20 protein-coding genes are annotated in these 19,289 nt (G+C 73.5%); 6 read left to right on the top strand and 14 right to left on the bottom strand.

Annotation, left to right across the window (positions count from 1 at the left end):
* Positions 1-76: 76 nt before the first annotated feature.
* On the bottom strand, positions 77-1,024 hold the full coding sequence (locus tag IF27_RS09780; protein ID WP_052849037.1) for a GlxA family transcriptional regulator: 948 nt from the start codon (positions 1,022-1,024) through the stop codon (positions 77-79).
* Positions 1,025-1,130: 106 nt separating this feature from the next.
* On the opposite strand from IF27_RS09780, the gene IF27_RS09775 reads away from it, so the two are divergent.
* Both IF27_RS09775 and IF27_RS09770 read left to right on the top strand, forming a co-directional pair.
* Entirely contained in the window at positions 1,131-1,646 is a 516-nt protein-coding gene (locus IF27_RS09775) for a hypothetical protein (protein ID WP_338058203.1), read from the top strand.
* Positions 1,647-1,702: 56 nt separating this feature from the next.
* On the top strand, positions 1,703-2,272 hold the full coding sequence (locus IF27_RS09770) for a maleylpyruvate isomerase N-terminal domain-containing protein (RefSeq protein ID WP_052849035.1): 570 nt from the start codon (positions 1,703-1,705) through the stop codon (positions 2,270-2,272).
* A 10-nt stretch (positions 2,273-2,282) separates the two neighbouring features.
* On the opposite strand, the gene IF27_RS09765 is transcribed toward IF27_RS09770, so the two are convergent.
* Complete coding sequence (locus IF27_RS09765) at positions 2,283-3,677, bottom strand: oxygenase MpaB family protein (protein WP_052849034.1); 1,395 nt, start codon at positions 3,675-3,677, stop codon at positions 2,283-2,285.
* 133 nt (positions 3,678-3,810) lie between these two features.
* On the bottom strand, positions 3,811-4,401 hold the full coding sequence (locus IF27_RS09760) for a TetR/AcrR family transcriptional regulator (RefSeq protein WP_052849033.1): 591 nt from the start codon (positions 4,399-4,401) through the stop codon (positions 3,811-3,813).
* A gap of 149 nt (positions 4,402-4,550) precedes the next feature.
* Here IF27_RS09760 and IF27_RS09755 point away from each other — a divergent pair, with 149 nt between their 5' ends.
* Positions 4,551-6,158, top strand: a complete 1,608-nt coding sequence (locus IF27_RS09755; RefSeq protein WP_052849032.1) for an MDR family MFS transporter — start codon at positions 4,551-4,553, stop codon at positions 6,156-6,158.
* Positions 6,159-6,243: 85 nt separating this feature from the next.
* On the opposite strand, the gene IF27_RS09750 is transcribed toward IF27_RS09755, so the two are convergent.
* Positions 6,244-6,477: a DUF5133 domain-containing protein gene (locus IF27_RS09750; protein WP_052849031.1), complete on the bottom strand. Its 234-nt coding sequence runs from the start codon at positions 6,475-6,477 to the stop codon at positions 6,244-6,246.
* A gap of 241 nt (positions 6,478-6,718) precedes the next feature.
* Between IF27_RS09750 and IF27_RS09745 the strand changes: the two genes are divergently transcribed.
* Positions 6,719-7,255, top strand: coding sequence for an AAA family ATPase (locus IF27_RS09745; protein ID WP_223290980.1), 537 nt, complete (start codon positions 6,719-6,721; stop codon positions 7,253-7,255).
* A 40-nt stretch (positions 7,256-7,295) separates the two neighbouring features.
* Entirely contained in the window at positions 7,296-8,093 is a 798-nt protein-coding gene (locus IF27_RS09740; RefSeq protein ID WP_190232886.1) for a HEAT repeat domain-containing protein, read from the top strand.
* A 10-nt stretch (positions 8,094-8,103) separates the two neighbouring features.
* On the opposite strand, the gene IF27_RS09735 is transcribed toward IF27_RS09740, so the two are convergent.
* Together IF27_RS09735 and IF27_RS09730 are read right to left on the bottom strand one after the other, a co-directional pair.
* Positions 8,104-9,051 (bottom strand): sugar kinase, encoded by a 948-nt coding sequence (locus IF27_RS09735; protein ID WP_052849085.1) that lies wholly within the window; start codon positions 9,049-9,051, stop codon positions 8,104-8,106.
* A complete protein-coding gene (locus IF27_RS09730) occupies positions 9,051-9,644 on the bottom strand; it encodes a bifunctional 4-hydroxy-2-oxoglutarate aldolase/2-dehydro-3-deoxy-phosphogluconate aldolase (protein ID WP_052849029.1) in 594 nt (197 codons plus the stop codon). The genes IF27_RS09735 and IF27_RS09730 overlap by 1 nt, the downstream gene beginning before the upstream one ends.
* Before the next feature lie 75 nt (positions 9,645-9,719).
* Between IF27_RS09730 and IF27_RS09725 the strand changes: the two genes are divergently transcribed.
* Complete coding sequence (locus IF27_RS09725; protein ID WP_052849028.1) at positions 9,720-10,523, top strand: IclR family transcriptional regulator; 804 nt, start codon at positions 9,720-9,722, stop codon at positions 10,521-10,523.
* Between the two features lie 30 nt (positions 10,524-10,553).
* Here IF27_RS09725 and manD read toward each other — a convergent pair whose 3' ends face one another.
* The 8 genes from manD to IF27_RS09685 all read right to left on the bottom strand — a co-directional run bounded on the left by manD (position 10,554) and on the right by IF27_RS09685 (position 19,128).
* Complete coding sequence (gene manD, locus IF27_RS09720) at positions 10,554-11,771, bottom strand: D-mannonate dehydratase ManD (RefSeq protein ID WP_052849027.1); 1,218 nt, start codon at positions 11,769-11,771, stop codon at positions 10,554-10,556.
* Positions 11,772-11,829: 58 nt separating this feature from the next.
* Positions 11,830-12,711 (bottom strand): carbohydrate ABC transporter permease, encoded by an 882-nt coding sequence (locus IF27_RS09715; RefSeq protein ID WP_052849026.1) that lies wholly within the window; start codon positions 12,709-12,711, stop codon positions 11,830-11,832.
* On the bottom strand, positions 12,708-13,661 hold the full coding sequence (locus tag IF27_RS09710; protein WP_052849025.1) for a carbohydrate ABC transporter permease: 954 nt from the start codon (positions 13,659-13,661) through the stop codon (positions 12,708-12,710). The genes IF27_RS09715 and IF27_RS09710 overlap by 4 nt, the downstream gene beginning before the upstream one ends.
* A complete protein-coding gene (locus tag IF27_RS09705) occupies positions 13,661-14,983 on the bottom strand; it encodes an ABC transporter substrate-binding protein (protein ID WP_052849024.1) in 1,323 nt (440 codons plus the stop codon). Before IF27_RS09705 ends, IF27_RS09710 begins: the two co-directional genes overlap by 1 nt.
* A 147-nt stretch (positions 14,984-15,130) precedes the next feature.
* Positions 15,131-15,916 (bottom strand): FadR/GntR family transcriptional regulator, encoded by a 786-nt coding sequence (locus IF27_RS09700; RefSeq protein WP_052849023.1) that lies wholly within the window; start codon positions 15,914-15,916, stop codon positions 15,131-15,133.
* 40 nt (positions 15,917-15,956) lie between these two features.
* Positions 15,957-16,883 (bottom strand): cytochrome c oxidase assembly protein, encoded by a 927-nt coding sequence (locus IF27_RS09695; protein ID WP_052849022.1) that lies wholly within the window; start codon positions 16,881-16,883, stop codon positions 15,957-15,959.
* A 213-nt stretch (positions 16,884-17,096) separates the two neighbouring features.
* Positions 17,097-17,828 carry a type 1 glutamine amidotransferase gene (locus tag IF27_RS09690; protein WP_052849021.1) on the bottom strand — a complete coding sequence of 244 codons (732 nt, stop codon included), beginning with the start codon at positions 17,826-17,828 and terminating at the stop codon, positions 17,097-17,099.
* A gap of 61 nt (positions 17,829-17,889) precedes the next feature.
* Entirely contained in the window at positions 17,890-19,128 is a 1,239-nt protein-coding gene (locus IF27_RS09685) for a Mur ligase family protein (protein ID WP_052849020.1), read from the bottom strand.
* Between the last annotated feature and the right edge of the window lie 161 nt (positions 19,129-19,289).

Below are 19,289 nucleotides of genomic sequence, written 5' to 3'. Positions count from 1 at the left end.
GACAGCGTGCGCAAGTATCACGCCAGAAGGCGCGCCACCGGCCGCAAGGATCGCGCCCCGGCGCGCCGGGGCCGGTTCAGGCGGAGAACGTCTGCCGGTACTCGGTCGGCGAGGTGCCCAGGATGCGCTGGAAGTGCAGCCGGAGATTGGCGCCGCTGCGGAGTCCGACGCGGTCCGCGATCTGCTCGACGCCCAGGTCGGTGCGCTCCAGCAGCTCACGGGCCAGGTCAACCCGCGCCCTGAGCACCCACTGCATCGGCGTGCAGCCGGTGTCCTCCACGAACCGCCGCGAGAAGGTGCGCGCCGACACGCGTGCGGTGCGGGCCAGCGTCTCCAGGGTCAGCGGCTCGGAGAGGTGCGCGAGCGCCCACTCCCTGGTGTCCGCGAAGAGGTCGCCGAGCGGTTCGGGCACGCTGCGCGGCACGTACTGCGCCTGCCCGCCGCTGCGGTAGGGGGCGGCCACGAGGCGCCTCGCCACGTGGTGCGAGAGCCCGACCCCGTGGTCGCGCCGCACCAGGTGGAGGCACAGGTCGATGCCGGACGCCGCGCCCGCCGACGTGAGCACGTCGCCCTCGTCCACGAACAGGACGTTCTCGTCCACCCGCACCAGCGGGTGCCGGGCGGCGAGGGCCCGGGTGTAGTGCCAGTGCGTCGTGGCGCGCTTGCCGTCGAGCAGGCCGGTCGCCGCGAGCGCGAACGCGCCGGTCGAGATGGCGGCGAGCCGCGTGCCCCTGGCGTGGGCGGCGAGCAGCGCGGCGACGACGGCGGACGGCGGCTCGGTGTCGGCCGGGGCGCGGTAGCCGGGGATGAAGACGGTGTCGGCGTCCTCGAACGCGTCGAGCCCCTGCGCCACGTGGTAGGAGAGGCCGTCGCCCCCGGTCACCGGCCCGGGCGCGGCGCCGCACACCCGCACCTCGTAGGGCATGCTCGGGCGGTGGGTGAAGACCTGGGCGGGGATGCCGACGTCGAGCGGCTTCGCGCCGTCGAGCACCAGGACGGCGACACGGTGGTTCCGGCGGCTCATCGGCCCTCCTCCGGCTCGGGACCCGTGAGCATCCTGCCACCGTCCCGCCCTGGCAGAATGCCGGGGCGTGGACGCCCTCGACTTCCAACTGGTCCTGCTGCGCCGGATGGCCGACTTCCAGCCGCACCTGGTGGAGGACGCGCTGCGCACCCTCGGCGTGGGGCGCGACCGCATGCGGGACGCCAACCGCCACTGGCAGGCCATGGCCCACGCGCGGCGCGGTCCAGGACCGCTGACGCGGTACCGCTCGGCGCTCGGACGCCCTGAGTCCACGACGCGGCGGCGCGTCGGCGACCTGGTGGTCGAGGCGCACAGCTGGGCGCTGCCGCTCTGGCGGGACCTGTGCTTCGAGGTCATGACCGCCCCCGACGGCACGGTCTGGAACGAGGAGTTGGTCCGCGCGCCGGGCGGCCGGGCGGCCGTGCCGCGCACGGTGGAGGACGTGACGCCCTGGTCGTGCACGATCGCCGAGGTCGCCCGCGCCTTCCCGCCCGTCCGGCCGATGGAGGGCTCGGCGCCCAGCAGGTCGCGCCTGGCGTTCGAGGCGCCCACCGCCGCGGGCGGCACGGGCCATGTCGTCGCCGAGTTCACCTGGGGCCTGGTGCAGCGGCTGGTCACCTGAGCGCGACGCCCCACCCCGTACGTCTCTCCCCCGACACGGACCGCGAGGAGCTTCGCATGGACCATCAGGACATCGACGCCGCCGTGGCGGAGATGCTGCGGGTGCTCGGGCCGCGCACCGCCGAGGACTGGACGGTGGCGGCGGGGCCGCTCGAATGGACCTGCTGGCAGACGGCGGCCCACATCGGTCACGACCTGCTGGCCTACGCGGGGCAGTTGGCGGCGCAGCCCGCCGACGCCTACCTCCCCATCGACCTGACCGTCCGCCCCACCGCCACCCCGGCCGAGGTGCTCCAGACCGTCACCGCCTGCGGCCGGCTGCTCGGCAGCGCCCTGGCCACGGCCGACCCGGGCCTGCGGGCCTGGCACTGGGGCCCGTGCGACCCCTCGGGGTTCGCGGCGATGGGCGTCGCCGAGATCCTGCTGCACACCCACGACATCACGCGGGGACTGGCCGTGGACTGGCTTCCCCCGGCGCCGCTGAGCGCGGCGGTGCTCGACCGGCTCTTCCCCACCGCCCCTGACGGGGACCCCCCGCAGGTGCTCCTGTGGTGCACCGGCCGGGGAGAGCTCGACGGCCTCCCCCGCCGGACCTCGTGGAGGTGGGAGGCGGCGCGCCAGGACTGACGTCGCCTGGCTAGGCGCGGCCCAGCATGCGGCTGCCCGCCGTGGTGTCGGCGCGGGCCGAGAAGTAGTCGGTGAAGGCGAGGACGAACTCGTCCTCGGAGATCCGCCCGTCGCCGTCGGCGTCCAGCTCGCGGAAGCCCTGGCCGAGTTCGGCGGGGTGGACGCGGGCGCCGCCGAAGACGGCGCGGTACTCGTCGGCGCACAGGTGGCCCGTGCCGTCCGTGTCCGCGGCGCGGAACATCGCGCGGACGGCGACGTGCAGCCCGTCGGCCAGGTAGGCGGGGTCGCGGTCGATGCCGCGGAGCGTGGCCGACACGAACTCAGCGCGGGAGATCCGCCCGTCGCCGTCCGTGTCCATGGTGGCGGCCATCTGCCGCCACCAGGTGTCGAAGGCGGCGTGGACCTCCGCCTCGCGTTCGGCGGTCAGCTCCAGCGGCCAGCAGACGTTGTGGGCCATGGCCCGCAGGTCGGCGGGGCCGAGGTGGCCGTCGCCCGTCTGGTCGAGGACCTGGCGGAAGAACGTGTCGAGGCGCGCCGGGCGGCGGTCGCGCCCGCGGGCGGGGCGGTGGCGGGGCGGCCGGGCGGGCCGTGGCACCTCGCCCGAGGGCAGGACGCGGTAGCGCCAGCGGTCCGGGAGCCGGGTCATGACGTGCCGCGCCACGCGGTGCGCGGTCCAGGACAGCGCGGCGGCGCGGCGGCCCCGCCGGAGCGCGAGGCGTTCGCGGAACGCGGCGGGCAGGTCGGCCACGGTGAGCGAGGCGACGGTGGAGGCGATGACGACGCGCAGCGCGGGCCAGACGGGCCGCAGCAGCCGCAGCCCGGAGGGCAGGGGCGCCTCACGGAGGATGCCGGTGAGGAGATGGCGCAGCTCGGGGCCGTCCTCCAGGGTCTCGCGGACGGTGCGTTCCATGTACGCGGGGACGTCGGCGGCCGACGGCGGCCACAGCGCGTCGGGCAGCTGGAACGCGGCGCAGGCGGCGCGGAACTCCGCGTAGAGGACGTCGAGTTCTGCGGCGGTGTAGGGGTGGCCCGAGAGCGCGCGCATCGCGGTGAGCGCTTCGTAGAGGGTCATCAGGACCCAGACGCGCACGGCGGGATCCTCGGCCGTGTAGGGGCGGCCCGTGGTGTCGGCGCCGTGGATGCGCCGGTGGGCGCGTTCGAGGCGGGCGATCTCGCGGCGCAGGGTGTCCTGGTCGCCGAAGAACAGGCGGCGTCCGCTGTCCATGGTGTGCCGGACGCGGCGCCAGGGGTGGGCGCGGTAGGTGGACCAGTCGGTCATCCCCGCGGCGACGGCGGGATGCGCGACCTGGAGGACGAGCAACCGCCAGGCGACGAGCGCGATGCGGCGCTCGCCGAGGCCGCGGCGGAACGGGAACGGCTGGTCGGTGAGGTCACGGGTCGCCACGGACACCTCCAGGAGACGGTCGCGCCCCCGGGGCGCACGCCCTCACCCAAGCGCCCGACGGCCGTCCGGCGGCGGGCGTCGCGGCCAAACCACCCGTTCGAGGGAATCCGGGATCGGGAGGGCTGACGGGGCGTCAGAGCAGCGGGCGGGCGGCCTCGTCGAGGAGTTCGTCCAGGATCTCCATGACCGTCCGGCCGCCCTCCAGCTCGATCCACTCGGCGGTGGCCAGCCGGAGCATCGCGAGGAAGACGGCGGCGATGACGCGGGGCCGTACGGTCTCCGTGCCGGGGCGGCCCGCGACGGCCTCCGCCAGGTCGTTCTCCAGCGCCAGGCGCGCGGCGAGCTGCCGGGCGTGGAGGGACGGATGGCGCATGGCGAGCCGGGTGCGGACGGCCCACTCGGGTTCGCGCGGGAGGTGGTCCTGCTCCAGGAACACCGCGTGGGCCCCGGCGCGCAGGGCGGCCCAGGCGGACTCGCGCGCGGGCCGTTCCCTGACGGCGGCGAGCAGCAGCGCGGTGAGGTGGGTGTCGCCGAAGAGGAGGGCTTCCTCCTTGTTGGCGAAGTAGTTGGAGAAGGTGCGGCGCGAGATGCCCGCCGCGTCGGCGATGGCCTCGACCGTGACGTTCTCGATCCCGTGCTCCACGGTGAGGCGCAGCGCGGCCTCGTGCACGGCCTGCCGCGTGGCGGCCTTCTTGCGTTCGCGCAGTCCCGTGGGCGTGTCCATGGCTCCATGATGCTACAGCCGGGCACCATCTTGCCCAGTGCGCAAAGATGCCCAGTGTGCAGTTATGCTGGACGGCGTCCCACCCGTCATCCGTCCCCCAGGAGGTGCGCGTGAGCGCACACACGGCAGCGGCCCCCGGAAGCGGGCCGATGGACCACCGCCACGTCCTGCGCGCGATGAGCGGCCTGCTCATCGTGCTGTTCATGGCGATGATCAGCTCCACGATCGTCTCGGTGGCCCTGCCGCAGATCATCGGCTCGCTGAACGGCACGCAGTCCCAGTACACGTGGGTGGTCACCGCGACGCTGCTCGCCTCGACGGCCTCGACCCCGGTGTGGGGGAAGCTGGCCGACCTGTTCAGCAAGAAGCTGCTGCTCCAGATCGCCATCGTGATCTTCACGGTCTCGGCGCTGGCCTGCGGGTTCGCGCAGAACACCGCCCAGCTGATCGCCTTCCGCGCCGTCCAGGGCCTCGGGCTCGGCGCCCTCCAGGTGCTGGTGCAGGTGATCATCGCGGCGATGATCAGCCCGAAGGAGCGCGGCCGGTACAACGGCTACCTCGGCGGCGTCATGGCCGTGGCGACCGTCGGCGGCCCGCTGCTGGGCGGCGCGATCACCGACATCTCCTGGCTCGGCTGGCGCTGGTGCTTCTTCATCGCGGTGCCGTTCACGGCGATCGCGCTCGTCATGCTGTCGCGGACGCTGCACCTGGACGAGGTGCGCCGTCCGGAGGCGCGCGTGGACTACGCCGGGGCGATCCTCATCGCGGCGGGGGTGAGCCTGCTCCTGCTGTGGGTCACCTTCGTGGACACCGACTTCGGCTGGCTCTCCTGGCAGACGGCCGCCATGGTCGGCGGCAGCGTCGTGCTGCTGGGCGCGGCGGTGGCCGTCGAGACGCGGGTGCGCGAGCCGGTGGTGCCGATGCACGTCGTGCGGCGCAGGGACCCGGCGCTGGCGATCGTCGCGAGCCTGGCGGTGGGCATGGCGATGTTCGGCGGCGCGGTGTTCCTCGGCCAGTACTTCCAGATCGGGCGCGGCCACTCGCCGACGGAGGCGGGCCTGCTGACGATCCCGCTGATGGCCGGTGTCCTGCTGTCCTCGGCCACGGCGGGGCGCATGGTGTCGCGCACCGGCAAGGTGAAGCCGTACATCCTCGCCGGGGTCGTCGTGCTGACGCTGGGCTTCCTCGGGCTGTCCACCATCGACCACGAGACGTCGCTGGTGCTCGTGGGCGCCGGGATGTTCGCGGTCGGCGTCGGTGTCGGCATGTCGATGCAGAACCTCGTGCTCGTCGTGCAGAACACGGTGCCGCTCCAGGAGATCGGCGCGGCGAGCGGCGCGATCACGTTCTTCCGTTCGCTGGGCGGCACGATGGGCGTCTCGATCCTCGGGGCGGTGCTGGCCAACCAGGTGGCGACGAAGATCGCCCGCGGGCTGCGCGAGCTGGGCATCGACCCCTCGGCGGGCGGCGCGAACGCCGGGTCCACGCTGGACGTCGCGGGGATGCCACCGGCCGTGCAGGGCGTGATCCGCGCCGCGTACGGCGACGCGACCGGCCACATCTTCCTGATCTCGGCGGGCATCGCGCTGATCGGCGTGGTCGCGGTCCTGTTCCTCACCCCGGCGACGCTGCGGGACAGCCTGGACCTGCCGGGCACGCCCCCGGCGGGGCGGGAGGCGGCGGAGGCCGTGGAGGCGCCGGTGGCGGTCGCGTCCGCCGGACGGGAGACGGGGAGCGCCGCGCCGCCGCGCGGCTGACCCTCCGGGTGACGGATGAACGGCCGGTCCGCCGTGGGGTGGCGGACCGGCCGTGTGGGGGGACGCGGGAACGTGGGGTGTGTGCTCAGGCTCCGCTGAGCAGGGGGGCGCCCGGCGGCGGGGCGACAGCCGCGAGCTGGGCGCGGGCGGCGGCGAGCGCGGCGTCCGCCTCCCTGGTGCCGGTGGACACGCACAGCGTGTAGGTGACGTCCTCCAGACGACGGGCGGCGTCCGGGTCGGCTGCGCCGTCCCGCAGGACGAGAAGCATCTCGTACTGCTCGACGAGGTTCCGCAGGACAGCGGGGTGTGCCATCAACACAGGGTCTCTCCTTCCGCGGCCACCAGTTCTTGGGGCGGCGCTCCTTCGGTTACCCCCGCTTTCCCTGCGCATGCCCGGTCATTTCCAGCCGATCCACGGGGATCGTGGGCGTGCGCCCGGAACCACGTCGGCGCAGATGGGAGCCGTGTGATGCCGGTCCGGGACGGCGGTGAGGCGTCACGGCAGGTGGCCGGATCACACCCGTACCTGCGGCGGCGGGCCGGGCGGTTACCCTCAGCCGATGACGCTTCGCATGATCTGGGTGAACGGCGCCTTCGGCAGCGGGAAGACCACACTGGTCGGCGAGTTGAGCCGACGGGTGCCCGAGGCACTGGTCTACGACCCCGAGCAGACCGGCTACCTGCTGCGGGAGATCGTGCCGGTGCCGTGGGACAACTTCCAGCGCCTGCCGCTGTGGCGCAAGCAGGTCGTCTCGACCGCCCTCGGCCTCCTGGAGGAGTACGGCAGGCCCCTCCTGGCGGCGCAGACCCTCGTGGACGCCGCCTACGGCCGGGAGATCTTCGGGGGGCTGCGCGCGGCGGGTGTGGACGTGCGGCACGTCTGCCTGCGGGTCTCCCCCGCCGAGCTGGAGCGCCGGATCGACGGGCGGACGACGGCGCCGGGCGACCCGGGGCGTGAGGCGTTCGTCCGCCGCTGGTGCAAGGAGCAGAACCTGCTGTGGGCCGGGGCGGCGGACGGGCTGCGCGACGACGGCGTGGTCCTCGACGGCCACCGCCCCGTCGCCGATCTGGCGGACGAGGTGCTGGCCGGGATCTGAGGTACGGACGGGGCCGGGGAGCGCCCCTATCATCTGCCGCATGGCGATGTTCGTTCATCTCACGCCCGCCGTGAACGTGGCCCGTGTCAAGCGGTCAGGGATACGCGCGGTGAGCTGGGCGCAGGACGGCGCGCGCGGCGTCTACTGCTTCCCCGTGCTGCCGTCGTACACGCTGACCCATGCCTGGCTGCGCGAGCTGTCGCGGCACGGCGGGCCGGGGAACCTGGTCGCCGTGCATCTGCGACTGCCCGACGCCGAGCCCGTGCGCGTCGGCCACTACTCGGGCCACGGCGCGGGCGCGCACCAGGTCGTCACCGCCGGCGAGGCGGTGCGGCGGGTGGGCGCGCTGGACGACCCACGGGGCTGGGAGGTGTTCGTCCCCCGCGCGGTCCGTGCGGCGGAGGTGCACCGCGTCCGCCCGGTGAGCCAGGCGATCGGCTGGCGCTACCGCCCCGGCGCCCACGGCACGCGCCCCTGCACGTGCGACGGCTGCCGGGTGCGCGGCGCGTACGGGTCGCGGCGGCTGCGGGAGCGGCTGCTGCACCCCCTGGACGGCCCGGCGCCCCCGGCGCAGGTGCTGCTCGCGCGGGTGGAGGCGGCGGGCGATCCGGGCGATCCGGCCGTGCTGTGTGACGCGCTGTACTGGTTCGGGCTGCGGCGGCGCGGGCCCCTCCACCGGCTGGCGCCGCTGGCCGGTCATCCGGACGCGGCCGTGCGCGCGGCGCTCGTCCATGCCGTGGCCGACTGGTCCACGCCCGGGGTGGACGCGCTCCTCGACCGCCTCGCCGACGACCCCGAGCGGGGCGTCCGCGAGGCGGTCGGGTTCGCGCGGCGGTGACCGTCCGGCCTCAGCCTGGCGGCGTCGGAGCGGCGGCCCGGGTGGCGGCGAGGGTGGGGATCAGGCCGGTGCCGCCCTCGCCCGCGACGGACAGCGAGGCCGCGCCGATGCCGAGGCTGATCGCCGTGAGCAGCGGGTCGCCGAGGGCGAGGCGCGCGGCGGTGGTCCCTGCGAGGATGTCGCCCGCGCCGGTGGCGTCCACGGCCTCGGCCACTCTCGGCACGGGGAGCGTGACCACGGCGTCGGCGCCGGCGACGACCACGCGGTCGGCGCCCACCGTGACCGCCGCCGCCTCGGCGCCGAGGGCGCGCGCGGCGCGGGCCGCCGTCTCCGGGTCGTCCGTGCCGAGCAGCGCGCGGGCGTCGGAGGGGCAGGAGGGCGTGACGAGCGCGCAGTACGGCGCGATCTCGGCGAGCGCGGCGCGGGCACGCTCCTCGGTGGTGAGGCGGGCGCGGAAGTTGGGGTCGTAGACGACGGCGGCGCCGCCCTCGGACGCGAGGCGCGCGGCGGTGAGGACGGCCCGGCGGCTGGTGTCCGACAGGGCGCTGCCGATACCGGTGACGACCAGGGCGCCCGCCTCGCGGAGGGTGGCCGCGTGCGCCTCGACGTCGGGGGCGTCGAGACGGGAGGCGACGCTGCCGGTGCGCCAGTACGTGAACTCGCGCTCGCCCGAGAGGTCGCCGTGCAGCATGTAGGCGCCGTTGCTGCCGGGCACACGCCGGATCAGCGAGGTGTCTATGCCGAGGTCGGCGACGCGGCGGACCAGGGCGTCGCCGAGCTGGTCGTCGGCGACGGCGGTCAGCACCGCCGTACGGGCCCCGGCCGCCGCGGAGGCGGCGGCGGCGTTGAGGGTGTCGCCCGAGAAGCCGAGCCGCACGGGCGTGCGGTCGCCGAGGGGGCCCTCGCAGTACAGCTCGACGAGGATCTCGCCGATCAGGACGACGTCGAAGCGGGCCATCACGCGCCCCCGAAGACGGCGGCGAGCGCGGCGGGGTCCTCGGGCAGGCCGGAGCCGATGCCGACGGCGAGTGCTCCGGCGGCGAGGTAGGCGGGGGCCTCCTCGACGGCGATGCCGCCGGTCGGGATGAGGACGGCGTGCGGCAGGACGGCGCGCAGCGAGGAGAGGAAGCGGGGGCCGCCGACGTGCGCGGGGAACACCTTGGCGGGGCCCCGGCTCGCGGCGTCGGCGACCTCGGCGGGCGTGAAGCCGCCCTCGACGAAGACGGTCCCGTGCTCGGCGGCGACCGCGCGGACGGCGGGGGCCGGGTAGGGCGAGACGAGGAAGGAGGCGCCCGCCTCGACGGCGGCGGCGGCCTGGTCGGCGGTGGTGACGGTGCCGACGCCGAGCAGCGGCCCGTCGCCGAGCGCGCGGCGGCAGGCGGCGAGGGCGAGGTGCCAGTCGGGGGTGGACGTGGTCAGCTCGACGGCCCGGCAGCCCGCCTCGACCAGGCCCGTGACGCGGGCGACGGCGGCCGGGACGTCCGGTGAGCGGAGCACCGGGAGGAGGCGTTGGGCGCCGAGGGCGGCGAGGAGGGGGCTGGTTGCAGGCATCGCGTTCCGTTACGTAGAATGCTGTTCTGTTGAGTGAAACGCTTCAGACGCTAACGAGCGCACGGGGAGCTGTCAATGACGGATGCAGCCACGGCCACCGCCCCGGGGACCGGCGCGCGCGGGGGCCGTTCTTCCGACGCGGGCAACGCCACCGCCAAGGCGCTGCGCCTGCTGGAGGCCGCCGCCGCGCCCGGCGGCCCGCACCGCCTCGGCGCCATCGCCGCGTCCGCCGGGGTGCCGAAGGCCAGCGCGCACCGCATCCTGCGCACGCTGGTCGCCGACGCGTTCCTCGTGCCGGACGGCGACGGCGGCTACACGACGGGCCCCCGGCTGCGGGCCCTGGCCGCGCAGGTGACGGCGGACGGCGCGGGTGACGAACTGGTCCAGTCCGAGCTGACGGCCCTGCGCGACCGCACGGGCCACACCGTGCACGCCGCGCTGCGCAGCGGGGACGGGGCGGCGTACACGCACAAGGTGTCGGGCACGCACGCCGTGCAGATGGCGTCGCACGTCGGCATGCGCATGCCGCTGCACTCGACGGCGATCGGGAAGTGCGTCCTCGCGGAGCTGGGCGACGACGAGCTGACGGCGCTGCTCGGCCGCGCGGGGCTCCCGGCCAGGACGCCCAGGACGCTGACGGACGGCGGCGCGCTGCGCCGGGAGCTGGCGCGGGTGCGGGCGGACGGCTTCGCCCTGGACGACGAGGAGAACGAGACGACGATCCGCTGCCTGGGCGCCCCGCTGCGCGACGCGGCCGGGGCGGTCATCGGCGGGGTCAGCGTCTCGACGGTGACCTTCCTCGTGCCGCGCGAGGACCTGCTCGCGCTCGCCGGGACCGTACGGGAGACCGCCGCGGCCATCTCGGCGCGGCTGCGCTGAGACGGGCGCGGCGGCCCCGGCACGCGGCCGTCACCAGTCGTGGACGGTACCGTCCTGGAGGCGGTTGACGGGCAGGTACGCCTGCTTGTACGGGTGGGCGGCGGCCAGTTCCTCGTCCAGCTCGACGCCGATGCCGGGGGCCTCGCCGGGGTGGAGGTGGCCGTCGGTGAACGTGTAGGCGTGCCGGAAGACCTCGTTGGTCAGGTCGGTGTGGCCCGAGAACTCCTGGATGCCGAAGTTGTGGACCGCCAGGTCGAGATGGACCGCGGCGGCCATGCCGACCGGGGAGATGTCCTCGGGGCCGTGGACGGCGCTCTTGATCTGGTACTGCGCCGCGTAGTCGAAGAGCTTGCGCAGCGGCGTGACCCCGCCGAAGTGGGTGACGGCGGAGCGCACGTAGTCGATGAGCTGTTCCTGCACCAGCGTCTGGTAGTCGAAGACGGTGTTGAACACCTCGCCGATGGCCAGCGGTGTGGTGGTGTGGCGGCGGACGAGGCGCAGCCCGTCCTGGTTCTCGGCCGGGGTGCAGTCCTCCAGCCAGAACAGCTTGTACGGTTCGAGGTCCTTGCCGAGCCTGGCGGCCTGGACGGGGGTCAGCCGGTGGTGGGCGTCGTGGAGGAGGGGAAGTTCGGCGCCGAACTCGTTCCTGACCGCCTCGAAGACGCCGGGGATGTGGCGCAGGTAGGCGTCGGTGTCCCAGTCCTCCACGTGCGGGCGGACCCGCTGGTCGAGGCGCGTCGGGTTCGCGGCGTCCGCCTGGCTGTGGACGCCGTAGACGGCCTTGAGGCCGGGGACGCCGGTCTGTATACGTATCGACGTGTAGCCCTCGGCGAGGCGGGCGCGTACGGAGTCGAACAGCTCGGGCAGGTCGGCGCCGTTGGCGTGCCCGTAGGTGCGTACGCGCTCCCGGCTCGCGCCGCCGAGCAGTTGGTAGAGGGGCAGCCCGGCGACCTTCGCCTTGATGTCCCACAGCGCGACGTCCACGGCGGCGATGGCGGCCATCGTCACGGGGCCGCGCCGCCAGTAGGCGCCCCGGTACAGGAGCTGCCAGGTGTCCTCGATGCGGTGCGGGTCGGCGCCGACGAGCAGCGGCGCCACGTGCTCGGTGAGGTAGCTGACGACGGCCAGTTCGCGGCCGTTGAGCGTCGCGTCGCCGAGGCCGGTGACGCCCTCGTCCGTGGTGATCTTGAGGGTGACGAAGTTGCGTCCCGGTGAGGTGACGACGACCTTCGCGTCGGTGATCTTCATGGAAGGGATCTTCTCTTGGGTGAGGGTTCGGGTGAAGCGGGTCGCGGGCGGCGGGGGTTCAGCCCTTGGTGGCGCCCGCGGTGAGCCCCGCGACGAGGTATTTCTGCCCGAGGACCGCGACGGCGACGACCGGGACCGTGATGAGGGTGGCCGCCGCCATGAGGCCGCCCCAGTCGGTGCTGGCGTAGGAGATGAAGTTGAACAGCGTCACCGGCACGGTCTGGGTGTCCTCGTCGGCGAAGATCAGCGCGAACATGAAGTTGTTCCAGCTGAAGACGAAGGCGAGCAGCGCCGCCGTCGCGGTCCCCGGCGCGGCCAGCGGCAGGGAGATGCGCCAGAAGGCGCCGAACGCCGACAGGCCGTCGGTGCGCGCGGCCTCCTCCAGCTCGACCGGCAGGCCCTCGAAGAAGCCGATCATGATCCACAGGATGAGCGGCACCGAGACGAACATGTGGCTGAGCACGAGGACGGTGTAGCTGCCGACCAGCCCGGCCTGCGCGAACAGGTAGTACCAGGGCACGAGCAGCGAGATGGCCGGGATGATGCGGGCGACGAGGATCAGCGAGCCCGTGCGGTGCATCCGGAAGCGGCCCACGGCCCAGGCCGCCGGGACGGCGATGACCGCGGACAGGACGGTGGAGATCACGCCGACGATCAGGGAGTTCTTCATCGACGTGAAGACGGCGCCGTCGTCGATGATCGCGCGGAAGTTGTCGAGCGTCGGCCGGAAGATGAGGCCGACGTCCGGGTTCGTGACCTGCACGTTGGTCTTGAACGCGGCGGCGAACATCCAGATGAGCGGCAGCGCGAAGATCAGCGAGACGGCGACGACCGCGACGACGCGCACCCAGGCCCAGTTCCGGCGGCGGCGTGCCCGGGGCGACGGGGTGCGGCTGACGGGGGCGGCCGTGGAAGGCGTGACGGGGGCTGCGGCACTCATGCGGACTTCCTTCCGCGGCGCCGGAGGAGGACCACGACACCGATGATGAAGAGCGTGAACAGGACGAGGACGGCGGAGGCCAGCCCGTACTCCTGGTAGTCGAAGGTGAGGCCGTAGGAGTAGACGTTCAGCGTCTCGACCTCGAAGTTGGAGCCACCGCCCGGGCCCTTGGTCGCGTAGAGGATGTCGAAGGTCTTCAGCGCGTCCACGGAGCGCAGCACCAGCGCGGTGACGAGGGTGGTGGTGAGCATCGGCAGGATGACCCAGCGGAAGCGCTGCCAGGCGTTGGCGCCGTCCACGAGGGCGGCCTCCTCCGGCTCGTCCGGCAGGGTCGAGAGGCCCGCGAGCAGCAGCAGCGTCATCATCGGGGTCCACTGCCAGACGTCGATGAGCATCAGGGTGGGCAGCGACTGGCTGACCGAGCCCAGGAACTCCTGCCGGGGCAGGCCGACCGTCTCCAGCAGGTGGTTGGCTATGCCGTTGGTGGGGTCGAGGATCAGCAGCCACAGGATGCCGATGGCGACCGGGGTGGTGAGCAGCGGGATGATCAGGACGGTGCGCACCCAGCGGATGCCGCGGAACGCCTTGCGCATCAGCATGGCGAGCCCGAGTCCGAGGACGGTCTCGATCAGGACCGCGCCGATGGTGAAGACGACGGTGCGCCGGACGGCGGGCCAGAAGCGGCGCGAGTCCTCCAGGGCGTCGAGGAAGTTCTGGAACCCGACGTAGCCCTTCTTCGCGTTCACGGCGCCGAAGGCGTCGGTGAGGCTGAGGTTCAGCGTGAACAGCAGCGGGAAGACGATCATGGCGCCGACGAAGAGCAGCGCGGGCGCCAGCATCGCCCACTTCAGGCGGCGGTTGGACTGCTCGAAGGTGCGCTGCCGCCGCTCGGGGCGGCGCGGCGCGGCCGGTCCTGACGGCGCGGGCCGGGAAACCTCGGTGGTGGACATCAGCTCTCCCGGTGGCGGTTGTCACGGACGAGGAAGTCGGCGAACTCGGCGTCGGCGTCCCGCGCCACACCGGGCACGGACTGGCCGAGGATGCCCGCCACCAGGGGGCGGCCGACGATGTCGCGGGCGCGGCCGACCTGGAGCACGTCGGGCCGGTCGGCGCCGACGCCGTTCAGCGTGCCCTGCCGCATGGCGTCGGCCAGGTCGGTGGGGAAGGTGGCCAGGGTCGCGGGGTCCGACCAGGCGGACTCACGGGCCCCTGGGATGCCGAGGCCCTGGATCTCGGCGGACATCTCGGGCCCGGCGGCCCAGCGGATGAACTCCCACGCGTCGTCGCGCAGCCGGGAGAACTCGCTGATGCCGAGGCTCCAGGACGGGACGTTGCTCGGCTTGGAACCGGCGGGTCCCGCCGGGAAGGGCGCGAAGCCGACGGTCTCCTGGACGGTGGACACCGCCGGGTCGAGGAAGCTCGTGTAGATGGCGTCCGCGTCGATGTAGAAGGCGGCCTTGCCCTGGGCGAAGATCGGCATGGCCTGTTCCAGGCTCATGTTGGTGGCGCCGGGCGGTCCCGCGTCGTGGAGCAGCTTGCCGTAGTACTCGTAGGCGGCGATGGCGTCGCGGTCGGCGATGGTGGACCGGCCGTCCCGCGTGAAGGCGCCGCCGAAGGAGAACAGGAAGCTGGACCAGGTGCTGACCGCGCCGTTGCGCTGGCCGCGGCCGACGTAGCCGAAGAATCCGTCGCCCCGGTCGGACAGGTCGAGCGCCATGTCCATCATCGCGTCGAGCGTGGTGGGCGGGCCGCCGAGCGGTTCGACGATGTCGCGGCGGTAGTAGAGCGCGGGGCGCTCGGTGACCACCGGGACGCTGAGGACCTTCCCGCCGGTGACCGACCGGCCGCGCGGCGCCTCCTGGAAGTCGTCCCACCGGAAGCCGGCGTCGCCCTCGACATAGCCGGTGAGGTCGGCGAGCCAGCCGTTGTGGGAGAACAGCAGCTGTTCCTGGAGGGCGCGGACCATCATGACGTCCACGTCGGTCCCCGAGGCGTTCAGCTTGACGTTGTAGCTGTTGGAGAGCTGGTCGGCGGTGAGCATCGTCATGCTGACCCGGCGCCCGATGCGGTCCTCGAACTCCTCGATCCGGTCGGCGATCGCCTGTGACCAGACGTGGTTGATCGCCATGATGCGCAGCGGGGTGTTCGCGGACGGCTTGCCGCCCCCCGTCCCGCACGCGCCGAGCGCGGCGGCGCCCCCGGCGGCCAACGCCGTGGCGGCTGCCAGCCTGCCGAAGGAGCGGCGGCTGAAGGACTGGCTGCTCGTGGACATCCGCGTCCTCGACTTTCTTGGTGCATTATGTCCCGTTTCCTGCTGGTCCAACTGGTAGGACCAGTTGGACCATAACAGCGCCACCCGTGACATGACCACCCTCAGCGCCTGACGGGCAGTCGGCTCGGGGCCGCTCCCCCGGCCCCGTCAGCCGCGCTGGTGCGCCTGGCGCAGCAGGGCGTCGATGTGCTGCCTGGCCATGAGGTCCACGCTGACGTCGAGGTCGGGCCCGTACGTCCGCAGCCCGAGCATCAGGTGCTCCCGCATCCGTTCCCTGGCCAGCGCCACGTCCCGGGCGAGGATCGCCTCCAGGATCTCGGGGTGGTGCGGGACGCCCGGCTCGCCGATGGAGGGGTCCGAGTTGGACCGCAGCATCATCTCGAACATCATGCCGCTGATCGACGCGAGCATGATGCGCAGCACCGGGTTGCCGCTCGCCTCGGCGACGGCGTCGTGGAAGGCGAGGTCGGCGTTGGCCTTGGTGACGACGTCGGTCGCGTGCAGCAGCCCGTCGTTCGCCCGGCGCATGGCGGCGAGGTGCGCGTCGGTGGCCCGCTCGGTGGCGAGGGCGACGATCTCGACCTCCAGCGGGATGCGGGCCTCGATCAGCTGCCGCACGGTGGGCCGCCCGGCCCGGTAGAGGGCGTCGTAGCTGCGGGCCTGTCCGGAGGACTGCTCGCTGACGAACGAGCCGCGGCCGGGCGCCACCTCGATCAGGTGCTGGGCCTCCAGCCGCCGCAGGACCTCGCGGACGACGTTGCGGCTGGCGCCGAACTGCGTGGCCAGCTCCCGTTCCGAGGGCAGTTTCGTGCCGACGGCGATCTCGCCCGACCTGATGTCGTGCTCCAGCTGGCGCGCGATGCGCTCGGTGAGGAGCCCCCGCTGCTGGGGTGCGGCGCGGCCCGGTGACGAGGACGGGGCTGCGGTGGGCATGGTCAGGAGAATACAGGAGCGGCCGGACGGGGGGCCCGGGTCAGCGGGTGCGTAGCGACGCGAGGTAGGCGTTGTACGCCTCCAGGTCACGGTCGCCGTCACGGTCCGCCGTGCGGTCGAGGCGCCGCGCGGTGCGCTGCTCGGAGACGTACCACTGGATGACGAGCGCGATCAGCACGATCACGGTGGGGATCTCGCTGAACGCCCAGGCCATGCCCCCGGCGGCCGACTGGTCGGCGAGCGCGTCCGTGCCGAGGGAGGCGGGCGGGTCGGCGAAGGTCTCCACCATGGGGGTGGACCCCATCATGAGGGCGATGCCGAAGAAGGCGTGGAACGGCATGGTGGCGAACAGTTCCAGCATCCGCATCAGGTGCCCGGGGCGGTGGGGCCCGGGGTCCACGCCCATGATGGGCCAGAAGAAGATCAGGCCCACGGCGAGGAAATGCAGCATCATCCCGAGATGGCCGATGCGGGATTCCATCAGGAAATCGAACGTCGGCGTGAAATACAGCGCGTAGAGGCTGGCGACGAACAGCGTGATCGTGAACAGCGGGCTCGTGACGACGCGCATCCAGCGGCTGTGGAGCAGCCGCACCACGGCGCGGCGGCTGGTGCCTCCGGCGGGCAGGGCGCGCAGCAGCAGCGTCACGGGGGCGCCGAGGAGGAGCAGGATCGGCGACACCATGCTGATGACCATGTGCTGGAGCATGTGGGCGCTGAACAGCACCATGCCGTAGTCGTTGAGCCCGGTGCAGGTGACGGCGGCGATGCTGAGGACGCCGAGGGTGAACGAGACGGTGCGGCCGACGCCCCAGCGGTCGCCGCGCCGGTGCAGGCGGACGACGGCCCAGGCGTACAGGGCCAGGACGACGACGCAGCCGACCAGGAAGACGGTGTCGCCGCCGGGGGCGAGGGCACGCGCCACCGTGAGGGGCGGCAGGTCCGCGCCGTGACCGTCGTGTTCCATGTCGTCCTCGCTGTTCTCGCGGCGTGCGCCGTCCCGCGTGGATATTTCCCGCGGGGCAGGCCCTTTTCGCCGCGCCCGTTTCTCCCCGCGCTTTTCCGGCGCGTCGGGAGAGAATTCCCGGGACCCACTTTAGGGAAGGCCCCTGGCGCCGGTGCGGCCAGGGGCCCTTTCCCGCGTCGGGTCGCGGCCCGGCTGCGCCGGGGGGGGGAGGGATCAGGCGGCGGTGTTCAGCGCGGCGGAGATGCGTTCGCTGCGCAGCGCCTCGAACCAACGCTCGTCCACCGGGGGCAGGGCGCCGACGTCGAGCGTGAGCTTCAGCATGTGGTCGGCGATGCGCGGGTTGCGGGCGAGGACCGGCCCGTGCATGTAGGTGCCGAAGACGGTGTCGCGCCAGGCGCCCTCGGTGCCGTCGCCGGTGCCGTTGCCCCGGCCGACGGTGACGCGGGCGAAGGGCCGCACGCCGGGGCCGAGGTGGGTGATGCCCTGGTGGTTCTCGAAGCCGGTCAGCTGCGGCAGGCCCATGCCGGGGTCCATGTCCGCGAGGACGTCGCCGACGCAGCGGGCGCCCTCGCCGCGCGTGCTGATGACGTCCAGCAGGCCGAGGCCGGGCTCGCGCTGGCCGAGGTCGTTGATGAACTCGTGGCCGAGGATCTGGTAGCCGGCGCAGACGGAGAAGATGATGGCGCCGTTGTCGGCGGCCCGCTGGAGGCCCCCGTCACGCCGCAGCCGCTCGGCGGCCAGCCGCTGCGGGCGGTCCTCGCCGCCGCCGATCAGGTAGATGTCGCCCGACGTGGGGATCGGCTGGTCGGAGCGGACGTCCACCCGCTCGACGTGCAGCCCGCGCTGGCGCGCGCGCCGTTCCATGACCAGGACGTTCCCCTGGTCGCCGTAGGTGCTGAGCAGGTCGGGGTAGACCCACACCAGCCGGAGGGCCGAGGCGGTCATGTGGCGGTCGCTTTCTTCTCGGGGCTGATCGGGGTCGGGCGGCCGGGCGGCCGGGCCCGGGTCAGTTGCCGACGACGCGGCGCAGGTCCTGGAAGGCCGTGTAGTTCGCGATGGCCTCGATACGGCCGGGCGGGAGCGTCCGCACCGCCTCGGCGGCGTCCGCGCAGACCCGGAAGTCCACCCCGGCCACTTCGAGACGCACCGCGAGGTCGAGCCGCCGGTCGCCGATGACGGCGACGGGGTGGCCCAAGAGACGGGTGTAGTCCACGTCCCACAGCCACGAGGTGTCGGTGCCGTCCGCGCCACGGGCGTTGACGGACAGGATGACCGGCGTGGGCGGCGGGTCGATGAGCGAGAACGTCTCCAGCCAGCCCGCCGGGTTCTTCGCCAGCAGGAGCCGGATGTCACGGCCCAGGTAGGACACGACGTCGTAGCGCCCCGCGACGGCGGTCACGGCCTGCATCCGCTCCAGGGAGACGTGCGGCGGGATGCCGAAGACGGCGGCGACGGCGGCGGAGGACGCGGCGTTCGCCTTGTTCGCGCGGCCCGGCAGCTGGAGCTGGATCGGCCAGGCGGAACCGTGCGGGTCGAGGACGTGGTCGCCCGACAGGACCCAGGTCGGCGTGGGGCGGCCGAAGCCGCAGGCGCCGCAGCGCCAGTCCTCGCCGTTGCGGTGCAGGACACCGCCGCAGGACGGGCAGGACCAGGCGTCGTCCTTCCATTCCTGCCCGGCGGCGACCCAGACGACGTCGCCCGACGAGGACGCCGCCCACACGACGAGGGGGTCGTCGGCGTTGGCGACGACGGTGGCCTTCACGCCCTGGAGGCCCTCCCGCCAGTGCTCGGCGAGCATCCGGGTCTCGGCGGCGCGGTCGAGCTGGTCGCGGGAGAGGTTGAGCAGCGCGATGACCTTCGGCGTCACGTCCCGCGCGACCCCGGCGAGGTACTTCTCGTCCACCTCGATGACCCCGTAGCGGGCGGTCGAGCCGCCGGAGAGGGCCGACGTGATGCCCGCGGGCATGTTCGCGCCGAGCGCGTTGGAGACGACCTCGCCGCCCGCCCGCAGCGCCTCCGCGATGAGCCGCGTCGTCGTCGTCTTGCCGTTGGTCGCCGAGACGAGGACCACGTCGAGGTGCCCGGCGAGCCGGGACAGCAACTCGGGGTCGAGCCGCAGCGCGACCTTGCCGCCGATCACCGATCCGCTGCCGCGCCCGGCCGCACGGGACACGGCCGCCGCCGCCCGGCCCGCCGTGACCGCCAGCTTGGCCCGCGCCGACAACGGCTGCGTGCTTTCTGCCATCGTCCTCGCTCCTCCTTGCCCTCGACCTTGCCCTCGACCGTGGCCACCCTATCGATGTCCGGGGCCGACGCCGCACCGCATCGCCTCTCGTGCGGCGCCTGTTGGCCACGACGAGGGCCGTCCCGACACTTTCACCCTTTCGCACCGGCGGACCGTCCGTC

Origin of the sequence: Streptomyces avicenniae (assembly GCF_000719135.1) — a bacterium.
Lineage (GTDB): Bacteria > Actinomycetota > Actinomycetes > Streptomycetales > Streptomycetaceae > Streptomyces > Streptomyces avicenniae.
Note: the sequence above shows the minus strand (reverse complement) of the source record. Positions and strands in the feature narration are given on the sequence as shown.